This is a genomic window from Nonomuraea sp. NPDC049400 (genome assembly GCF_044466425.1).
GTDB lineage: Bacteria > Actinomycetota > Actinomycetes > Streptosporangiales > Streptosporangiaceae > Nonomuraea.
Map to the genome: position 1 here is coordinate 94915 of NZ_JBITMP010000007.1, position 20969 is coordinate 115883.

The window sequence follows — 20969 nt, forward strand, 5'->3', positions numbered from 1 at the left end:
CGGCTGAGAGGTCAGGAGATGCCCGGCGGGGAGGTGGAGTCGCGGATCACGAGCTGGCAGGGCATCTTGTGCACCCCCGGCGTCGCCTTGCCGTCGATGGCGGCGAAGAGGTGCTGGGCGGCCGTCCTGCCCAGGACCTCGAGGTTCATGTCCACCGTGGTCAGCGCCGGCCGGGTCTCCGTGGAGAGCACCTCCCAGTTGTCGTAGCCGACCACCGCGATGTCGTCAGGCATCCGGCGCCCGCGTTCCCTGGCCGTCTCCACGAAACCGGCCGCGATCTGGTCGCTTCCGCAGAACACCGCGTCGATCTCCGGCTCGGCCATCAGCAGCATCTCGGCCGCGTGCCGCCCCCAGCGCTGCGACCACGGCCCCGTCAGCGTCTGCCCGGCCTGTGCCACGCCCGCCTCCTCGAGCGCCTGGCGCAGGCCCGCCTCGCGGTCGCGGGTCGCCTTGTAGTGCGTCGGGCCGGTGATGTGCGCGATCCTGCGGCGGCCCATGGCCAGCAGGTGGTTGACGGCCATGGCCGCCGCGCCCACGTCGTCCGGCACGAACGACACGTCCGACGGGTCCTCCGACGGCCCGTAGGCGTACACGACCGGGATCGGCAGGTCCTTGCTCACCGACGGCCGCGGGTTCGTGCTCTCGCCCACCACGATCAGCCCGTCCACGCGGCGTGACAGCAGCGCGCGCACATGGTGCTGCTCCCTGATCGCGTCGCCCCGCGCGTCGCACAGCAGCACGGCCATCTCGCCGGCGCCGAAGGCGTCCTCCGCCCCGAGCAGCACCGGGATGCCGAACCGGCCGACGCTGTCGGAGGTCAGCAGGCCGACCGTGCGCGTCTGCCCCGAGATCAGCCCCCTGGCCAGGGCGTTCGGCTGGAAGGAGAGCTCCGCTGCGGCGGCGAGCACGCGCTCGCGCGTGGCCGCCCGCACGTCCTGGCGCCCGTTCAGTGCTTTGGACGCCGTGGCGATCGAGACCCCCGCCAGCGAGGCCACATCTGAGATGGTCGCCCGCTTACTCGCCATGTTTCGAAATCCTTTTCGGCCGCCTGTGAACTGCCTAGAACCCTAGCACCCATTGACATGGACTCTTGTTTCTTCTACGTTTCCGAAAACCTTTAAGTCCAGGAGCACATCATGAGACGAAGGCTGGCCGGGATCTCCCTCCTCGGCGTGTTAGCGCTCACAGCGGCGGCCTGCGGCAGCGGGGGCGGCGAGAGCGCCAAGCCGTCGGAAGGCCCCGTGACGATCACCATGTGGACCCGCGCCGCCACCCAGGCGCAGAGCGAGCGGCTGGTCCAGGCGTACAACAGCAGTCACAAGAACATCCAGGTGAAGCTCACCGTCATTCCGACCGACAACTACCAGCCGCGCATCGCCGCCGCGGCGGGTGCCAAGCAGCTCCCCGACGTGTTCGCGGCCGACGTCATCTTCGTCCCGAACTACACCTCGCAGGGCCTGTTCATGGACGTCACGGACAGGATCGCCAAGCTGTCGTTCAAGGACGGCCTCGCGCCCTCGCACATGAAGCTCGGCACGCTCGACGGGAAGCAGTACACGCTCCCGCACACCCTCGACCTGTCGGTCTGGTTCTGGAACAAGGACCTGTACCAGAAGGCCGGGCTCGACCCGGAGAAGGGCCCGAAGTCCCTGAAGGAGTTCGCCCAGCAGGCCACCACGATCCAGCAGAAGCTGGGCAAGGACGGCAAGGTCCACGGCACCTTCTTCGGCGGCAACTGCGGCGGCTGCTACGTGTTCACGTTCTGGCCCTCGGTCTGGGCCGCCGGCGGCCAGGTGATGAACGCCGAGGGCACCCAGTCGCTCAACGACCAGGCCGCGATGACGGACGTGTTCAAGATCTGGCGCGACCTGTACGAGAAGAAGATCACCGGACCGACGGCCAAGGAGGAGCAGGGCCCGACCTGGACCGGCTTCTTCCCCAAGGGTGAGATCGGCGTCATGCCGATGCCCTCCACCACGCTCGGCCTGATGCCGAAGGACATGAAGATCGGCGTCACCCCGATCGCGGGCCCCGACGGCGGCGAGTCGACGTTCGTGGGCGGTGACTCCGTCGGCATCTCCGCCACGTCCAAGAACCCCGACGCGGCCTGGGACTTCCTGTCCTGGACGGTCTCCGACGAGGCCCAGGTCGAGATCATGGCCAAGAACAAGGACGTGCTCGCGCGTACCGACCTGGCCAGCAACAAGTACTCCGCGGAGGACCCGCGCGTGGTGCTGATCAACTCGCTGGTGGCCAAGGGCCAGACGCCGTACGCGCTGCGCTTCGGCCAGACCTTCAACGACCCGCAGGGACCGTGGCTCCGGCTGGCCCGCGAGGCCGTGTTCGGTGACGCCTCGAAGGTCCCCCAGCTCAACGCCGAGATCACGAAGTCGCTGCAGCAATGACCTTGACGATTACCCGATCCGGGCGGCGGCCGGCTCACTCCGCGCCGTCCGCCCGGTGGCGGAGCAGGAAGGTCCAGGGGTGGCTCTACGCGGCCCCGACGGCCGTCATCGTGGGCGTGCTCTTCCTCGCGCCCCTGGTGCTGGTCGTCTGGATGTCGCTCAACCGCTGGCCTCTGCTCGGCCCGGCCACGTTCAACGCCCCCGACAACTACCTCAAGATCGGTGACAACCCCCTCTTCATCGACGCGGTCCTCTTCACGCTGAAGTACACCGCCATCACGACGGTCCTGCTGTCGGCCGTCGCGCTGGGCCTGGCCCTGCTGGTGCAGGACCGCAGGCGGGGCATCGGCTTCTTCAGGACCGCGTTCTTCCTGCCCGGCGCCGTCGGCTTCGCCGCCGCCGGTCTGCTGTTCTACGGGATGCTGAACAACGACTTCGGCCCCATCGACCCCATGCTCCAGGTGCTGGGCATCACCAGCGAGCCGGTCAAGTGGATCGGCACGCCCAACATGGCGCTGTTCTCCACGATCGCGCTGGTGTTGTGGCGTTTCGCCGGGTTCAACATGCTCATCCTGCTGACCGGCCTGCAGGCGATCCCGACCGAGGTGTACGAGGCCGCCAGGAGCGACGGCGCGAACCGCTGGCAGGTGTTCACCAAGATCACGTTGCCGCTGCTGCGCCCCACCCTCGCGCTGATGCTGATCCTCAGCGTCACCGGCTCGCTGCTGGCCTTCGACCAGTTCTTCGTCTTCACCAACGGCGGCCCCGACAACAGCACGGTCTCGATGGTCATGGTCGTCTACCGCGACGCCTTCTTCCGCTTCGACCTCGGCGGCGCGGCGGCGCTCTCGGTCGTCCTGCTCGTGGCCCTCGTCGGGCTCAACACGGTGATGATGCGGAGGCTGCGATGAGCCGGTATCTCACGCTGTCCGCCCTGGCGGTGCTGTTCCTGTTCCCGCTGGTGTGGAGCGGCTACGCCTCGATGGAGGAGCCGTCGAACTACCTGGAGATGGCCCGTTTCGGCGAGGGGCTCGGCACGTACGCGACCAACAGCGTGCTGGTGTCGGCGATGACCGTGGCCGGCACGTTGGTGATCTCCGCGCTCGGCGGCTACGGCTTCGCCCGCTTCGACTTCCCGGGCAAGAACGTGCTGTTCCTGGCCACGCTGGCGATCCTCATGGTGCCGTACGCGACGATCCTGATCCCGCTCTACGTCCTGCTCGGCTACCTCGGCCTGCAGAACTCGCTGGTCGGCCTGTCGCTGGTGTTCGTCATGTTCCAGCTGCCGTTCGCGCTGTTCATGATGCGCAACGCGTTCGAGGCGCTGCCCCGCGAGCTGGAGGAGGCGGCGCTGGTGGACGGGTGCGGCACGTTCCGGGCCTTCGCCAGGATCCTGCTGCACGCCGTGCGGCCCGCGCTGATCACGGTGGGCCTGTTCGCGTTCCTCGCCTCGTGGAACGACTTCTTCGCACCGCTCATCCTGCTCAACGACGGGTCCTCGTTCACCCTGCCGGTGGCCGTGGTCAGCATGACGCAGCACACGTTCGGCGCGATCGACTACGGCATGCTCCAGGCCGGCGTCATGGTCATGGCCGTCCCCTGTCTCATCCTCTTCATCGTGTTGCAGCGCCACTACGTGCGCGGATTCATGTCAGGAGCTCTGCGTGGCTAATCCTGTCCTGCCCTCATCGGGCGTCCTGTCCCCCCTCGGCCTCGACAAGGTACGGCTGAGCTGCGGCTTCTGGGGCGACCGGGCGGCGCTCAACCGCGAGGTGACCATCGCCCACTGCGTGGAATGGGAGGAACGCGAAGGCTGGATCCCCAACTTCCGTGGGGTGCGTCCCCGCAGGGGCCGGGAGTTCAGCGACTCGGAGACCTACAAGCTGCTGGAGGCCATGGCCTGGGCCGACCATCCGGGGCTGCCCGCGCTGGCCGAGACCGTGGGCCAGGCGCAGGAGGGCGACGGCTACATCAACACCCGCTGGTCCGGCAGCCGCTACACCGACTTCGAGTGGGGCCACGAGCTCTACTGCTACGGCCATCTCATCCAGGCCGGGGTCGCCAGGCTGCGCATGCACGGCGAGGACCGGCTCACCCAGGTCGCCATCAAGGCCGCGGACCACGTCTGCCGCCGCTTCATGGAAGGCACCGAGACCTGCGGGCACCCCGAGATCGAGATGGCGCTCGTCGAGCTCTACCGCGTCACCGGCACCGAACGCTACCTGGAGATGGCCCGCCGCTTCGTCGAGCGCCGCGGCGTCCCCGCGCTCGCCGACATCCCCTTCGGCCGCGCCTACTACCAGGACGACATGCCGGTCAGGCAGGCGCAGGTGTTCCGCGGGCACGCGGTACGCGCGCTCTACCTGGCCTCCGGCGTGGTCGACGTGGCCGTCGAGACCGGCGACCAGGAGCTGCTGAAGGCGGTCGAGGCGCAGTGGGAGCGCACGGTCGCCCGCCGCACGCACCTCACCGGCGGCATGGGCTCGCGGCACATCGACGAGTCGTTCGGCGAGGACTACGAGCTGCCGCCGGACCGGGCCTACAACGAGACCTGCGCCGGCATCGCCTCCATCATGCTGGCGCACCGGCTGCTGCTGGCCACCGGCGACGTCCGGTATGCCGACCTGGCCGAGCGGACCATGTACAACGTGCTCGCCACGGGGGTGGCGCTGGACGGCCGGTCGTTCTTCTACGCCAACCCACTGCAGGTGCGGGTGCCCGCGACGCCGCTCGAAGGTGTCAACCACGCAGCCGAGGGCGGGCTGCGCTCGCCCTGGTTCGACGTGTCCTGCTGCCCGCACAACATCGCCCGCACGCTCGCCTCGCTGCCCGGGTACGTCGCGACCTCGTCGGCCGACGGCATCCAGATCCACCACCACACGCCGTCGGAGATCCGGCACGGCGGGCTGGCGGTGCGTGTGGAGACCGGCTACCCGTGGAACGGCTCGGTGACCGTCCGGGTGCTGGAGGGCGGCGAGGGCCGGATCGGGCTGCGGGTCCCGGCGTGGGCCGCGGACGCGACGCTCGCGCGTGTCCCGGCGTCCTCGCCGGAGGCGCCGCTGGAGGAGAGCCCGGCGATCCGCCCCGTCGACCCCGGCTACGCCTACGTCGAGGGTCCGTGGCGGGCCGGTGACGAGATCCGGCTGGAGCTGCCGATGGCGCCCAGGTGGACGTTCCCTGACCGGCGGATCGACGCGCTGCGGGGGAGCGCGGCGGTGGAGCGGGGGCCGCTGGTCTACTGCGCGGAGTCGGTGGGCGACGAGCCGCCGCTCGGCGACCTGACCGCGCGGGTGCAGCCGCCCGTGGAGCACGAGGCGGACGGCGTCGTGGAGCTGGAGGTCGAGGCGTCGCTGGGCTCCGGCGACGGCGGCGGCTGGCCGTACGCGCCCGCCTCCGGCGGGCGGGCGAGCGGCGCGGACGTCAGGCTCCGGCTCGTGCCCTACCACCGGTGGGGCAACCGCGGCCCCGCGACCATGCGTGTCTGGCTACCGATCTAGGAGAGGCAAGTGCGTAAACCGTTGGTGTGCTTAGCTGTGTTAGCGCTCACAGCTTCGCTAGCCGCGTCACCCTCGTACGCCGCGGAGGACAGCCTCGGCATGCCGGTGTTCACCGGCGCCGATCCCGTGCCCGCCGAGCCCGTGGCGTACGACTCGCGCAAGATGATGGCGGAGATCTACAAGAAGGAGAAGGGCGGCGACTCGTACTGGATCGACCGCATGCTGGCCCGGCCTGGCGACGATCCGGCGGGCCCGTGGTTGATGTCGCGCGGGCGGGCGCTGTTCATGAAGGAGCACGATCCGTCGGTCATCGGGTTCGGCGGGTACGCGGCCTATTGGGAGAGCATCGACAACCGCGGCGCGTACGAGATCTCGCTGGGCAGCGAGCTCGCCGAGGACGTCGCCAAGCGGATGCAGATGCCCAGCCACTGGACCGGACAGTACACGGGCGACGGGCTCTCGGTCGGGGTGAAGAAGTTCATCACGCGCGAGAACGTGGCCGTGACGACGCTGGAGATCACCAACACGGGATCCGCGTCGCGTTCTGTGCCGATCACCGTGACCTCGCCCTACACCAGGACGGCCGACGGCGACCGGGAGCTGACCGGCACCGTGTTCGCCAAGAACAGGCTGACCACGATCTTCCCCCGGCTCAGCGGTGACGGGCTGAAGGTCTCCGACGGCACGCTGAAGGGCTCGGTGACGGTCGAGCCGGGCAAGACCGTGCGGGCCAAGGTGCAGATGGGCTTCGCCACCGAGGAGCTCGCCGGCTCGCGGGCCGAGTACGACGGCTACAAGGGACGCTCGCCGCAGGACGCGCTGCGCCGCCAGCTCCAGGACTACAACGCCTGGTGGGCCGAGAACCTGCCCTACATCGACGTGCCCGACGAGAACATCAAGAAGTTCGTGTACTACCGCTGGTGGCTCATGCGCTTCAACTTCCTCGACGCCGACATCCCCGGGAACGACTTCCAGTTCCCGACCTCGGTCGAGGGGGCGCTGGGCTACAACAACGCGATCGTGCTGACCGTGCCGATGTTCGTGCAGGACCTCAAGTACCTGCGGGACCCGATCTACTCGTACGGACCGTGGGTGTCGGCGGGCGAGGTCTCACGCAACTCGAAGTACACCGACAACCCGGGCGACCCCGAGAACTGGTCGAACAGCTACACGCAGTACATCTCGGCCGCGGCACTGGAGAGCTACCAGATCCACGGCGGGCAGCCGTCGATCCTGCGCAACCTCGCCCGCTACGCAGAGAAGGACGTGTACGGCCAGCTCAACGCGTACGACTCCAACAAGAACGGGGTCATCGAGTACGAGCGGGAGTACATGACCGGCAACGACGCCGACGCGGTGTCGTTCCACTACTACGAACGGGCCAACGAGCGGCTCGAAGGCGCCTACGTCTACGCCAACGCGATGGCGGCGGCGCAGGCGTACGAGCTGGTGGGCGACTCCGCGAAGGCGACCGAGATGCGCGGCGTGGCCGACCAGGTCAAGAACGGCATCCTCACGCTGCTCTGGGACGAGCAGAACAAGCTGTTCAAGCACCGCGACCTCCAGACGGGCAACCTGATCCCGTGGAAGGAGTCGAACAACTACATCCCGTACGCGACCGGGCTCGTGCCGACGGACGACCCGAAGTACCGGGAGGCGCTGCGCCTGTGGACCGACCCCGCGGAATATCCGATATTCCCGGCATATACGGCTAACCAGAAGGACAAGGCGGAGGCCGCAGAGGCCGGGAACCCCGGCTCCAACAACTTCTCGCAGATCAACTCCACCCGGAACTTCGCGCTGTTCTCCAAGGCGCTGCGGCAGTACACCTCGCCGTACATCACCGCCGACCAGTACAAGCAGCTCCTGTACTGGAACGCCTGGTCGCAGTACGTCGGCGGCGACACCCGCTACCCCGACGCCAACGAGTTCTGGGCCGACTGGAACCCCGCGACCAAGACCATCGGCTACCGCTCCTGGATCCACCACACGATCCTGGGCAGCAGCAACTGGACGGTCATCGAGGACGTCATGGGCCTGCGCCCGCGCTCGGACGGCAAGGTCGAGCTCTGGCCGGTGGACATCGGCTGGGACCACTTCACCGTCAACGCCATCAACTACCGGGGCCACGACCTCACCATCGTGTGGGACAAGCCGGGCGACGGGAAGAGCCACTACGCCGGGGTGCCCGAGGGGTACTCCATCCTGATCGACGGCAAGCGCAAGGTCACCCTGTCCGGGCTCGCGCACGCCGTCTGGGACCCGGCGACGGGCAAGGTCGAGGGCGGTCAGGTGGTGCACGCCGAGAAGGCCACCTCGATGAAGGCCCCCGCCCAGGTGGAGCTGACGGGCGACCGCGTCGAGGACCTGTTCCAGAAGGCCGGTGTGGACCTGCGCTCCACCCGCCCGAACCTGGTCAAGTCCGCCACCGCCTCCCACGGCGACCCGGCAGGCGCGGTGGACGGTTTCACGATCAACGAGCCGTACTGGGGCAGCAAGGGCTCAGGCAAGCCCCAGGACTGGCTGGAGGTGGACCTCGGCTCGGCCCGGAAGGTCGACCAGGTCAAGCTGTACTTCTACAACGACCGCAAGGCGGGCGGCTACCGGGAGCCCGCCTTCTACACCCTGCAGTACCAGGACGGCGACGCCTGGAAGGACGTGCCGAGCCTGGCCAGGAAGCCGGTCTACCCGCGGGCGAACCTCAACGTGGTCCGCTTCCCGGCTGTGACGGCGCAGAAGCTGCGGGTGCTGGTCACGCACCAGCCCGGCTACGCGACGGGCGTGAAGGAAGTGCAGGCGTACCTGACGGGCGCCGACGCCGGCTCGGTCGTCAACAAGGCGCCGTCCGTGGTGGTCGTGCTCGATCCCACGTTCAACCGTCCGGGCCAGGCCAGGCTCGACGCGGTGGTCAAGGACGACGCGTTGCCGTCGGGCAGGCTCACGACCCAGTGGGCCGAGGTCGACGGTCCCGGTGAGGTGTTCTTCACCGCCCCGACGGGCACCGACACCGTGGTCTCGTTCTCCGAGCCGGGCACGTACCGGCTCAAGCTGACCGCCACGGACGGCGCGAAGAGCACCTCGACGACCGTGACCGTCGCCGCCACGGCCCAGGCGGCTCAGGTGAACGTGGCGCCCAGGGCCACGCCCACCGCCTCCTACACCTCGCCGTGGGAGAAGGTCACCGCGATCAACGACGGCATCGACCCGCCGCGCTCCAACGACGGCGCCAACCCGCGCTGGGGCACCTGGCCGCAGCAGGGCACGCAGTGGGTGCAGCTCGAATGGCCGTCGCCGGTGCGGTTGAACAAGGCCGACGTGTACTTCTTCGACGACACCGGCGGCGTGCGCGTGCCCGCCTCGTGGAAGATCCAGCAGTGGGACGGAGACTCGTTCGAGGACGTCGCCGGCGTCGCCTCCTATCCCAAGGCGATCGACGCCTACAACACCGTCTCGTTCGACACCGTCACGACCTCGAAGCTGCGCGTCCAGCTCGAGGCCGCCGGGGCGTCGGTCGGTCTGCTGGAGGTCAAGGCGTACGAGGTCCCGCCGGACACCGTGCGCCCCGTGCACGTCCCCACCCTGGTCGACACGCTGCCCAAGCTGCCGGCCACCGTGGAGACCCTGTACGCGGACGGCGCGCGCAGCTCGGCCGCCGTCACCTGGCAGCAGGTGACGCCGGACCAGGTCAAGACCGGCGGCACCAGCTTCACCGTCGCCGGTCTGGCCGAGGGCGTGCGCCAGCCCGCCCAGGCCACCGTGTACGTCCGCACGACGTCCGCGGTGACGATCACCTCGATCGCCGAGGAGGCGGTCACGACCCGGGCCGGGGTCGCTCCTTCGCTGCCCGAGACCGTCGTGGCGACGTACAACGACGGGTCCAAGGACAGCTCGGTGCCGGTCACCTGGGAGGCGATCAGCCCTGACAAGTACGCCCAGCCGGGCACGTTCACGGTGAGCGGCCAGGTCTCGGGCACGACCGTTGCCGCCAAGGCCACGGTGACCGTGGAGTAGCTTCTCGGCTCCCTGCCCTGGCCTCCGCGGGATCGCAGGCCAGGGCGGGGTCTCCGCAGGCGCCGAAACGGTGGACAGGTTTATCCCGATAAAGCGGTCATAATCCTCTTCATCGGGAGGCGTACCTGGCATCGGAGAGGCGGGGGCGGGGGAATGGCTGCGGGATTCACCGGGAGAGCGGCGGGCGTGCGGTCCGCCGCCGTCGCCATGGCGGTGCTGTCGCCGGTGCTCTCCGTGGCCGCGCTGCTGGTCTGGGCGGCCCTGCCACCTGAGTGGACGCCCGAGGCCACGGTGTCACCCCAGACCGCGGCCGGGCTGACGTTCCCCGCGGTGGGCGCGTTCCTCATCTTCCACCGGCCCCGGCTGAACATGGCCTGGCTGATGTGCGCGGGCGGGCTCGCGGCCGCGGTCAGCGACCTCTCGCAGGCGCTGATGATCCGCGCAGCCGCCGATGGGGACCTCCTCCTCGCGGGCTACCTGCGACTGCCGGTCGCGCTCGGCTGGGCGGTGTGCGGGGCGGCGCTCACGATGGTGCTGCCGCTGTACTCACCGGACGGCCGGCTGCCCTCCCCGCGCTGGCGGTTCGCCCTGTGGCTTGGCCTCGCCGCCATCACGGCTGACTTGCTGCGCAGGGTGTTCCGGATGCCCCCGCCCGCCGCGGGCTACCCGTTCCCGAAGGTCATCCCCAACCCGCTGCAGATTCCGGCACTGGCCCCGTACGCGGAGACGGTGTCGTTGATCGCCTGGACGGGCATCTACGTCTCCATGGCGCTGGCGGCGCTGTCACTGGCGTCGCGGATGCGACGCGCGGACCACGTCACCAGGCGGCAGATCGGCTGGCCGCTGCTGGCGTTCTCCGGGTACATCGTGTTCCTGGTCGTGGGCGCGTACGTGCCCGGATTCATGTGGGCCGCGACCTGCTGGGCGGCTCTCATCCCGATCGCCGTGGCGTTCTCGGTGATGCGCTACCGGCTCTACGGGATCGACACGGTGATCAGCCGGGCGTTCGTGGCCGCCGGGGTGGTGGTCGTGATCAGCGCGGTCTACTTCGGCGCGGGAGCGCTGTCGAGCCTGCTGGTCTCCGGCTACGGCCAGGTCGCCGGGGTCGCCGCCGCGCTGTTCGCGGGCGCGTTCTTCCAGCCGCTGCGGCGCGCGTTGCAGCGGGCCGTGGACCGGCTCCTGTACGGGGCCGTCGGCGACCCCGGCGTGCTGGCGGAGCGCCTGACCCAGGCGCTGCGGCGCGGTGACCCGGCCGAGGCGCTGACCTCGGTGGTGAGCGTGCTGCGCGACGGGCTGGCGGTCGAGGGCGTGGCCGTGGAGGTGGCCGACGGCGAGCCCCGTTACGTCGAGAGCGGCCGGGTGGGGCCGGAGGTGCGCGAGGTGCCGCTGATCTGGCACGGGGAGCGCGTCGGCCGCCTGCTCGTCGGGCCGCCGGGACCGCGCCGCTTCCCCGCCGCGCACAACGAGCGGGTGCTGGCCACGCTCACGCCGTACGCGGCGGACGTGGCGCACGCGGTGCGGATGGCGGCGGACCTGCAACGTTCCAGGGAGCGCATCCTGACGACCAGGGAGGAGGAGCGCCGCCGCCTGCGCCGCGACCTGCACGACGGGCTCGGCCAGACCCTCTCGGCCATGGCGATGACCATCAACATGGCCAGGCTCAGCCTGAAGAAGTCCCCGGAGGCGGCCGACGAGCTGCTGCGCGAGCTGCACACGGGCATGGGCGCGGTCACGGGGGACATCCGCGAGCTCGTGTACGGCCTGCGCCCGCCCGCGCTCGACGACCTGGGCCTGGTCCGGGCGGTGGGTGAGCTGGCCGGGCAGTCCACGCCGCCCGCCGAGGTCGAGGTGGAGGGTGACCTGTCGGAGCTGCCCGCAGCCGTCGAGGTGGCGGTCTACCGGATCGTCCAGGAGGCCCTCACCAACGTCCGGCGGCACGCCCAGGCCACCACCGCCCGGATCGTCCTGCAGCGGGAGCGGTCGGTGCTGCGCGTGCTGATCGCCGACGACGGCAAGGGACTGCCCGAGGAGCATCGTGCGGGCGTGGGGCTCGGGTCGATGCGCGAGCGGGCGGCGGAGCTGGGCGGGATCTGCGTGGTCAACGGCGAGTCCGGCGCCGGTACGCGCGTGGAGGTCATGCTTCCGCTGCTGACCGCTCGCGAGGTGGCCTGAGACGCGCCTTCGCGGGCAGCAGGGGGTGAGTAAGTCGATCCCCCCGGGAGGCGACATGCGTTCATCGATCCCTTTGGGCCGCATCGGGGGCGTGCAGGTGGGGCTCAACATCAGCGTGCTGGTCATCGTCGCGATCCTGGTGTTCGGGCTGGCCTTCGGGCGCTTCCCCGCGGTCTTCCCCGGCCACCCGCTGGCCGTCTACCTGCTGGCCGGACTGGTGGCGGCCGTGCTGTTCCTGGCCTCGCTGCTCGCGCACGAGCTGGCGCACGCGATCATGGCGCGGCGGGAGGGCGTCGAGGTGTCGCGGATCACGCTCTGGCTGCTGGGCGGGGTGGCGGAGCTGAAGGGGGAGCCGCGCACGCCCGGCGCGGATCTGAAGATCGCGGTGGTGGGCCCCGTGACGAGCCTGCTCGCCGGGCTGGTGTTCGGGGCGGTGGCGTGGCTGGTCTCGGGGCTGGTCTCCGGGGCGTCGCTGGTGGCCGGGATGTTCGTGTATCTGGCCGGGGTGAACGTGCTGCTCGCCGTGTTCAACCTGATCCCGGCGGCGCCGCTGGACGGCGGACGGGTGCTGCGGGCGATCCTGTGGGCGCGCTGGCACGACCGGGCGCGGGCGGCGATCATCGCCGCACGGTCCGGCCGCTGGTTCGGGTACACGCTCATCGCGCTGGGGTTCCTGGAGGTGGCCACCGGTCGCAGCTTCGACGGGCTGTGGCTGGCGCTGATCGGCCTCTTCCTGGTGAACGCCGCCACCGCCGAGGAGCAGCAGACCCGGCTCGGCGCCGCCCTGCACGGGATCCGCGTCGCGGACGCGATGTCGTCGCACCCCGTGGTCGCCTCGCCGGACGAGACCGTGTCCGGGCTCATCGAGCGGGTGGTGCTGCGGCACCGGCTGTCCACATATCCGCTGGTGGGTCAGGACGGGTCCTTCCGCGGCATGGTGACGCTCAACCGGATCCGCGAGGTGAAGGAGGAGCTGCGCGACACCGTACGGCTCGCGGACATCGCCTGCCCGCCGCAGGACGTGCCGCGGGCCCGCCCCGAGGAGCCGCTGACCGACCTGCTGGAGCGGATGCAGGGGGCCGCCGACGGGCGGGCGGTCGTGCTCGATGCGGCCGGGCGGCTGGTCGGGCTGCTGACGCCCACGGACATCAGCCGGACGATCCAGACGGCCGACCTGCGCGGCGCACTTTCGGGTCCGCGCGGTGCGGACCTCGCCCCGCCCTACCACGGGCATCACCGCGACGCCGCCTGACGCCGTGCAATCGCTTGCAGGATGGTGATCTGCTGCAACAAAACTGCACACCATACGCATTGACTCGCCTAACAATCGGTTGCATAAAGGTGTGAAGCTCGCGAGTTTCCGCAAATGGTTCCGTGGTCACGGCTTGCCCCCATCACAACCGGAGGCCCTACGGTGCGCAGAAGGAAAGCACGCAAGACTCGCTTAGCGATCGCCGCCCTCGCGGCGGCCATGGTCACCGCGATCTGGGCGATGCCGGGCGCGTCCGCCGCGACGCTGTTCGGCGACGACTTCGAGGACGGGAACTCCACGGGCTGGTCGACGTCCGGAGGGAGCTGGTCGGTGGTGACCGACGGCTCCCGGGCGTACCGGCAGTCGGGCACCAGCGCGGACTCCCGCGCGGTGGCCGGCACGGGCTGGACGGACCAGGCGGTGCAGGCGCGGGTGAAGCCGATCGCGTTCAACGGCGCGAACCGGCACGTCGCGGTGGTGGCCAGGGCGCAGAGCACCAGCAGCTACTACTTCCTCGGCCTGAGCAACGCCGGCTCGGTCGTCCTCGGCAAGCGCACCGGCGGCGGCCCGGTGACGCTCGCCACGGCAGCGGCCACGGTGACCGCGGGCACGTGGTACACGCTCAGGCTCGAGGCGTTCGGCACGACGCTGCGCGGGTTCGTGGACAACGTGGCGGTCGTCTCGGCGAGCGACTCCACGATCGGCTCCGGGCGGGCGGGGCTGGCCGGTTACTATGCCAGCGCCTCGTTCGACGACGTGCTGGTGACCGACGTCGGCGGCCCCACGTCCCCGCCGACCACCCCGACGCCGCCCCCTGCCGGTACGTGCTCCAGCCCCGGCACGCCCACGGGGTTCGCCTCGGTGAACGCCTGGGGGCAGAACGGCACGACGGGCGGTGCCGGCGGGCCGACGGTCGAGGTGGACACGGCCGCCGAGCTGATCTCCGCGATCGGGCAGAGCGGGCCGCTGAACATCTGCGTACGCGGGATGATCACGGTCCCCACCGGGATGCACAACGTCGCCTCGGACAAGACCATCGTGGGCGTCGGCGGCGGTTCCGGCATCACCGGTGGCGGGCTCAACATCGGCCTGCCGCCGGACGACGCGGTCACCGCGCCGCCCGCGGACGCCGTGCACAACGTCATCATCCGCAACCTGACCTTCACCAAGGCCACGGACGACTCGATCAACGTCCAGATGTTCAGCCACCATGTCTGGATCGACCACAACGACCTGTCCGGCGGCTACGACGGGCTGATCGACATCAAACGCGGCTCCTCGTACGTCACCGTCTCCTGGAACCACACCCACAACCACACCAAGAACATGCTGCTCGGCCACGACGACAGCAATGGAGCGCAGGACATCGGCCGGCTGAAGGTGACGTATCACCACAACTGGTTCGACCGGACGCCGCAGCGCAACCCGCGGGTGCGGTTCGGGGAGCCGGTGCACGTGTTCAACAACTATTACGTCTACAACACCGACGTCGGGGTGGCCTGCCAGGCGAACGCCGGCTGCGTGGTCGAGGGCAACTACTTCGAGCGCGTCGAGGAGCCGGTGAGCAACCACTACGCCGGTCCCGCGGGCAGGTGCGTCGCGCGGAACAACGTGTTCGTCGACGAGTCCGGCGCTCCTGACTGCAGCGGCAGCGTGCAGGAGCCGAGCTCGTACTACGGCTACAGCCTGGACGACCCGAACACCGTGAAGGCCGCGGTTACCGCGGGCTCCGGGGTGGGGAAGATCTGATCACGCCTTGGGCCGCCGCCCGGATGCGGACGGCGGCCCTTGTGCTACTTGATAGGTTATTGATGGGTGTGCCGGGAAGTCTGGTCGGCGATCGTTCCGCCGTTCCTGGCCGTCTATTTCTCCGGAGCCCTCATGACCGTCACAGCGTGGGTGGCTGTGGTGGCCTTCCTCGGCGCGTACACCCTGATCGCCACCGAGAAGGTGCACCGGGTCGCCGCGGCGCTCGGCGGCGCGGGGGTCATGCTGCTGATCCACGCCACCGACGCGGAAGCGGCGTTCTTCGACGAGCGTTCCGGGATCGACTGGAATGTGATCTTCCTGCTGCTCGGCATGATGGTCATCGTCGGCGTCCTGAAGCAGACCGGGATATTCGAATTTTTGGCGATCTGGGCGGCGAAACGCGCCAAGGGACGGCCGTTCCGGCTCATGGCGCTGCTGATCGTGATCACCGCGTTCGCCTCCGCGCTGCTGGACAACGTGACCACCGTGCTGCTGATCGCCCCCGTGACGTTCCTGGTGTGCGAGCGGCTGTCGGTGTCCGTGGCCCCGTACCTGATCGCCGAGGCCATGGCGTCCAACATCGGCGGCGCGGCCACGCTGGTCGGCGACCCGCCGAACATCATCATCGCCAGCCGCGGCGGCCTGACCTTCAACGACTTCCTCGTCCACATGGCGCCGCTGATCGTCGTGCTGGTGGCGGTGTTCGTCGGGCTGTGCAGGTGGTTGTTCAGGGCGTCGTTCCGGTACGACCCCGAGCGGGCCGCGGAGGTCATGGCGTTGAACGAGCGGGAGGCCATCGCCGACCGCAGGCTCCTGTGGCAGTCGCTCGCCGTGCTGGCCCTGGTGATGGCGGCGTTCGTGCTGCACCCCGTGCTGCACTACGCGCCGTCCGTGGTGGCGCTGCTGGGCGCGGGGGTGCTGGTGGCGGCCACGAAGGTGACGACCGAGGAGGCCATCAGCGAGGTCGAGTGGCCGACGCTGGTGTTCTTCGCGGGGCTGTTCGTCATGGTCGGGTCGCTGGTGGAGACCGGGGTCATCGGCCAGGTCTCGAAGGCCGCCGCCGAGGCCACCCACGGGCAGCTCGGCCTGACCACGATGCTGCTGCTGTGGGTCTCGACAGGGCTGTCGGCCGTCGTGGACAACATCCCGTACGTCGCCACCATGAGCCCCATCGTGGCCGACCTCGTGCACGCCAATGGGGGCAACGGGCCCGCGCAGGTGCTGTGGTGGGCGCTGGCCATCGGAGCCGACCTGGGCGGCAACGCCACGGCCGTCGGGGCGGCGGCCAACGTCGTCATCCTCGGCGTCGCCGCCCGCAACGGCACCCCGATCAGCTTCTGGCAGTTCACCAAGTACGGGCTGGTGGTCACGTTGGTGACCGTGGCGCTGTCGGTGCCCTATTTGTGGTTCCGCTACCTCACCTGAGCGGCAGCAGCTTGTCGAGCGTGATCGGCAGATCCTGGACCCGCTTGCCCGTGGCGTGGCGCACGGCGTTCGCGACGGCCGCGCCGACGCCCGTGATGCCCACCTCGCCCACGCCGATCAGCCCCAGCGGCATCGTCGGGTCCGGCTCGTCCAGGCAGTGCACGTCGATGCGCGGGATGTCGGCGTGCACGGGCACGTGGTACTCGGCCAGGCTCGCGTTCACGATCCGCCCTGTGCGCTGGTCGACCAGCGTCTCCTCCGACAGCGCCAGGCCGATGCCCATCACGATGCCGCCGCGCAGCTGGCTCGCCACCGTCTTGGCGTTGATCACCCTGCCGACGTCGAACACGCCCACCCAGCGCGACACCCGTACCTCGCCGGTGTCCCGGTCCACCCGCACCTCGCAGAACTGCGCCCCGGACGCGGCCTTCACCCACCGCCTGCGCTCGCGCACGGTCTTCGCCAGGAACCGGAGCATGCCCATCCCGGCCGCGGCCTCCAGGTGGTCGCGCCCGGCGCGGGTAAGGATCTCCGCGTACGTCTCCCCGCGAGAGCCCTGGTAGAGCCCGCCGTCCCTGGCCTGTGGAGCGGTCACGCCGCGCAGCGGGGAGGCCGGTGACTTCCGCGCCAGATCGAGCGCGGAACGCCGAAGCTTGCGGCAGGCCTCCACCACACCGGCGGCCACGCTCGCCGTCTGCCCAGATCCGCCCGCCATCGGGCCATCGGGCAACTCGGAGTCGCCGATCTCGACGCGTACCGACTCCAGCGGCACCCCCAGCTCGTCGGCGGCGATCTGCGCCTGCGCGGTCGCCGCGCCCACGCCGATCTCGTGCAGGCCACACCGCACCACGACCCCGCCGTCCGCGCCCAGCCGCACGGTGACGTTCGCTGGGAGCTGGAACGCCGGATGGTACGCGGACGCCACGCCCATGCCGACCAGCCACCGCCCGTCGCGCATCGACCCGGGTCGCGGATCGCGCTCGCGCCACCCGAACCGCTCCGCCCCCACCTCGTACGCCTCGCGCAACATCCGGTGCGCGAACCGCTTGCCGTCCATCGGGTTGCGCGCGGGCTCGTTGCGCATGCGCAGCTCGATCGGGTCCATGCCCAGCTCCCAGGCCAGCTCGTCCACGGCCGATTCCAGGGCGAACGTGCCGATGGACTCGCCGGGGGCCCGCATGGCCGTGTTCGAGAGCAGGTCGAGCCGGACGAGGCTCTGGCGCAGGCGGATGTTCGGGGAGTCGTACAGGTGCCTGGAGACCGTGGTGACCTGCTCGGGCATGCCGCCGACCCGGCCGGTCCTGGACACGCTGGTGTGAATCAGCGCGATCAGCTTCCCGTCGGACTCCGCGCCCAGCGCGACCCGCTGGGTGCTCGGGGTCCGGCCGCCGACCGTGTGGTAGACGCCCGCCCGGGTGAGCGCCAGCCGTACCGGGCGCTTGGTGGCCCGGGCGGCCAGCACGGCGAGCAGCGTGCCCGCCCACACCGAGCCCTTGCCGCCGAACCCGCCGCCCACGAAGGGGGAGAGCACGCGGATGTTCCGCTGGGGAACGCCGAACCGGTGTGCGAGGTGGCTGCGCAGCCACGTGATGCCCTGCGTGCTCTCGTGCACGGTCAGGCGGTCGCCGTCCCACACGGCGGTCGTCGCGTGCGGCTCGATCGCGTTGTGGTTGTGCGGCGGCGTGGTGAAGCGCAGGTCCACCGAGACCGCCGCGGCCGCCAGCGCCGCCTCGGCGTCCCCTTTGTCCGCCGCCGCCGGCTGGATCGCGCTGCCCTTCTGCGGGGTGGCGTTCGGCTCCTCGGCCGCGAAGTCCACCACGGCGGGCAGCTCCTCGTACGTGGGCCGCACCAGGTCCGCCGCGTGCCGCGCCGCCTCGGGCGACTCGGCCACCACGACCGCCACCGGCTGGCCGTTCCAGTGCACCTCGTCCGTGGCCAGGTAGTTGACCGACGTCCCGATGAACAGCGTGCCGGGGTTCAGCAGGCTCTGGGCGGGCGGGGGCTTCATGGCCGGGGCGTTCTCGTGCGTGAGAACGTCGATCACGCCTTTCACGGCCCGCGCCGCTTCGGTGTCGATGGCGGTGATGCGGCCCCGGGGGATCGTGGCGTGCACGAGCGCGGCGTGGGCGAGGTCCGGATACGGGTGCTCGGCCGCGAAACGGGCCTGCCCGGTGGTCTTGGCCCGGCCGTCGAGCCGGTCGACGGGACGGCCGACGTACTTCTCGCTCATCACGCAAGCTCCCTCAACGTGGCCACGATCGTCGCCCTGGCCAGCTCGACCTTGAACGCGTTGCCCGGCCGGGTGATCGCGGGCGCCAGCTCGGCCTCGGCCGCGCGGCCGAACGCCTCCTCGGTCGCCGGAGCGCCGACCAGGATCCGCTCCGCCTCGTGGGCGCGCCACGGCTTGGTCGCGACGCCGCCCAGCGCCAGCCGGGCCGCCGTCACGGCGCCGTCCCGCACCTCCAGCGCCGCCGCGACCGAGACCAGGGCGAACGCGTACGACGCCCGGTCGCGTACCTTCCGGTAACGGGAGTTGGCCGCGACCGGCGCGGGCGGCAGCTCCACCGCCGTGACCAGCTCGTCCGCGGCCAGCGCGGTCTCGACCTCCGGCGTGCCGCCGGGCAGCAGGTGGAAGTCCGCCAGCGGGAGCCGCCGCGTGCCGCGCACGCTCCTGACCTCGACCGTGGCGTCCAGGGCGGCGAGCGCCACGCACATGTCGGAGGGATGCGCGGCGATGCAGCTCTCGCTCACGCCCAGGACCGCGTGCCCGCGCGTGAACCCGCCGAGCGCGTCGCAGCCGGCGCCCGGCTCCCGCTTGTTGCAGGCGTACGCCTGGTCGTAGAAGTAGCGGCAGCGGGTGCGTTGCAGCAGGTTGCCGCCCACGGTGGCCATGTTGCGCAGCTGGGGCGAGGCTCCGGCGAGTATCGCCTGTGACAGGACCGGGTAGGCGGCGCGGATGCGGCGGTCGGCGGCGAGTGCGCTGTTGCGTACCAGCGCGCCGATCCGCAACCCGCCGCCGGGCAGCTCGTCCACCTCGTCGAGCGGCAGCCCGGTGAGGTCGATCACCGTTTCCGGGTGTTCGATGCCCTCGCGCATGAGGTCGACCAGGTTCGTGCCGCCGCCGAGGAACTTCGTGCCGGGGCCGACCGCTTCCACGGCCTCCGCGAGGTCGAGCGGTTTCACGTACGCGAAGGGCCTCATGACGCCTCCTGCGCGGCGACGTCCCTGATGGCGTCGAGGATGCCGTTGTAGGCGCCGCAGCGGCACAGGTTTCCGCTCATGCGCTCCCTGATCTCGTCGTCGGTCAGGTGCGTGCCCCCTTGGTGCGGGGTGACGGAGCTGGGCATGCCCGCGGCGTGCTCGGCCAGCATGGCGACGGCCGAGCAGATCTGGCCCGAGGTGCAGTAACCGCACTGGAGCCCGTCATGGCGCACGAACGCCTCCTGCATCGGGTGCGTGCCCTCGCCGTCCTTCGCGATCCCCTCGATCGTGGTGATCTCCTTGTCCGCGTACTGCATGGCCAGGGCCAGGCAGGCGTTGATCCGCACGCCGTCGGCGAGGACCGTGCAGGCGCCGCACGCGCCCTGGTCGCAGCCCTTCTTGGGGCCGGTCAGCCCCAGGTGGTCGCGCAGGGCGTCGAGCAGGCTCACCCACGGCTCGATGTCGAGGGACTCGACCACGCCGTTCACCCGCATCCGTATCTGGGTCACACGCTTCCTCCCTTTATCGGCAAATCGACGCTAACAGAACGATGTTTCCTTAACAAGAGAACGGTGTTCTTTAAACTTGGGGGTAGCTATGCTGGGGCGCGACATGACGCGGGCATTCCTCAGGGCCAGACGGCCGGAGCACAAGCAGCAGCGGCGCGAGGCGATCCTCGCCGCCGCTCGCGAGCTCGCCGTCGCCTCCGGGGTGCGCAACGTCAGCCTGGGCGCGGTCGCGGAGGCCGTCGGGCTGGCGAAGTCCAACATCATGCGATATTTCGGGACTCGCGAGGAGATCTTCCTCATCCTCGCCGCGGAGGAGTGGCAGCAGTGGTCGGCGGCGGTCATCGCCCGGCTCGAGGCCTCGGACGACGCGGTGGCGGTCCTCGCGGAGACGCTCGAGGAGCGGCCGCTCTTCTGCGACCTGCTCAGCCACACCGCGACCAGCCTGGAGCACAACGTGTCGGTGCCGGCGGCCCGCACATTCAAGCGCGCCATCCTGGACGTCATCGCCGACCTGGGCCCGCGCGTCGCCCAGGTCGCGGGCCTCGCCGACAGGGAAGGGGTGGAACTGGTCGGGGCGGCCAGTGCTCTGGCCGGCCTGCTGTATCCCGTCTCCAACCCCTCACCGGCCCTCGCCCAGCTCTACGCCGAGGACCCGGACATCGCCGCGACCTGTCCCGACTTCGTCCCGACGCTCACCCGCACCCTCAAGGCGCTCGCCGCCGGGCTCCCCGCGATCAGGGAGAGCTGA

The 20969-nt window shown here is 70.3% G+C and carries 14 protein-coding genes; 10 read left to right on the top strand and 4 right to left on the bottom strand.

The window, feature by feature from the left end:
- Nucleotides 1-11: 11 nt before the first annotated feature.
- On the bottom strand, nt 12-1025 hold the full coding sequence (locus ACIBVN_RS12350) for a LacI family DNA-binding transcriptional regulator (protein WP_397135506.1): 1014 nt from the start codon (nt 1023-1025) through the stop codon (nt 12-14).
- A gap of 111 nt (nt 1026-1136) precedes the next feature.
- Between ACIBVN_RS12350 and ACIBVN_RS12355 the strand changes: the two genes are divergently transcribed.
- The 9 genes from ACIBVN_RS12355 (at nt 1137) to ACIBVN_RS12395 (ending at nt 16511) form a co-directional block, all read left to right on the top strand.
- On the top strand, nt 1137-2405 hold the full coding sequence (locus ACIBVN_RS12355) for an ABC transporter substrate-binding protein (protein WP_397135508.1): 1269 nt from the start codon (nt 1137-1139) through the stop codon (nt 2403-2405).
- Nucleotides 2402-3316 (top strand): carbohydrate ABC transporter permease, encoded by a 915-nt coding sequence (locus ACIBVN_RS12360; protein ID WP_397135510.1) that lies wholly within the window; start codon nt 2402-2404, stop codon nt 3314-3316. Before ACIBVN_RS12355 ends, ACIBVN_RS12360 begins: the two co-directional genes overlap by 4 nt.
- A complete protein-coding gene (locus ACIBVN_RS12365; protein ID WP_349449182.1) occupies nt 3313-4077 on the top strand; it encodes a carbohydrate ABC transporter permease in 765 nt (254 codons plus the stop codon). Before ACIBVN_RS12360 ends, ACIBVN_RS12365 begins: the two co-directional genes overlap by 4 nt.
- On the top strand, nt 4070-5902 hold the full coding sequence (locus ACIBVN_RS12370; RefSeq protein ID WP_397135512.1) for a glycoside hydrolase family 127 protein: 1833 nt from the start codon (nt 4070-4072) through the stop codon (nt 5900-5902). Before ACIBVN_RS12365 ends, ACIBVN_RS12370 begins: the two co-directional genes overlap by 8 nt.
- 99 nt (nt 5903-6001) lie before the next feature.
- Entirely contained in the window at nt 6002-9913 is a 3912-nt protein-coding gene (locus ACIBVN_RS12375) for an Ig-like domain-containing protein (RefSeq protein ID WP_397135514.1), read from the top strand.
- A 153-nt stretch (nt 9914-10066) separates the two neighbouring features.
- The gene (locus ACIBVN_RS12380) at nt 10067-12085 is read left to right on the top strand and encodes a sensor histidine kinase (protein ID WP_397135516.1); all 2019 of its coding nucleotides are present in this window, start codon (nt 10067-10069) and stop codon (nt 12083-12085) included.
- Nucleotides 12086-12140: 55 nt separating this feature from the next.
- Nucleotides 12141-13337, top strand: a complete 1197-nt coding sequence (locus ACIBVN_RS12385) for a site-2 protease family protein (protein WP_397135518.1) — start codon at nt 12141-12143, stop codon at nt 13335-13337.
- A gap of 162 nt (nt 13338-13499) precedes the next feature.
- Complete coding sequence (locus tag ACIBVN_RS12390; protein WP_397135520.1) at nt 13500-15086, top strand: polysaccharide lyase family 1 protein; 1587 nt, start codon at nt 13500-13502, stop codon at nt 15084-15086.
- A 132-nt stretch (nt 15087-15218) separates the two neighbouring features.
- Nucleotides 15219-16511 (top strand): ArsB/NhaD family transporter, encoded by a 1293-nt coding sequence (locus ACIBVN_RS12395; protein ID WP_397135966.1) that lies wholly within the window; start codon nt 15219-15221, stop codon nt 16509-16511.
- Here ACIBVN_RS12395 and ACIBVN_RS12400 read toward each other — a convergent pair.
- From ACIBVN_RS12400 to ACIBVN_RS12410, 3 genes are read right to left on the bottom strand one after another with little or no spacing between them, the layout of a single operon-like run.
- Nucleotides 16504-18741, bottom strand: coding sequence for a xanthine dehydrogenase family protein molybdopterin-binding subunit (locus ACIBVN_RS12400; RefSeq protein WP_397135522.1), 2238 nt, complete (start codon nt 18739-18741; stop codon nt 16504-16506). The two genes, ACIBVN_RS12395 and ACIBVN_RS12400, sit on opposite strands and share 8 nt — an antisense overlap.
- Nucleotides 18741-19712 (bottom strand): FAD binding domain-containing protein, encoded by a 972-nt coding sequence (locus ACIBVN_RS12405; RefSeq protein WP_397135524.1) that lies wholly within the window; start codon nt 19710-19712, stop codon nt 18741-18743. Before ACIBVN_RS12405 ends, ACIBVN_RS12400 begins: the two co-directional genes overlap by 1 nt.
- Nucleotides 19709-20206 (bottom strand): (2Fe-2S)-binding protein, encoded by a 498-nt coding sequence (locus ACIBVN_RS12410; protein WP_397135968.1) that lies wholly within the window; start codon nt 20204-20206, stop codon nt 19709-19711. The genes ACIBVN_RS12405 and ACIBVN_RS12410 overlap by 4 nt, the downstream gene beginning before the upstream one ends.
- A 118-nt stretch (nt 20207-20324) precedes the next feature.
- On the opposite strand from ACIBVN_RS12410, the gene ACIBVN_RS12415 reads away from it, so the two are divergent.
- The gene (locus tag ACIBVN_RS12415; protein WP_397135526.1) at nt 20325-20969 is read left to right on the top strand and encodes a TetR family transcriptional regulator; all 645 of its coding nucleotides are present in this window, start codon (nt 20325-20327) and stop codon (nt 20967-20969) included.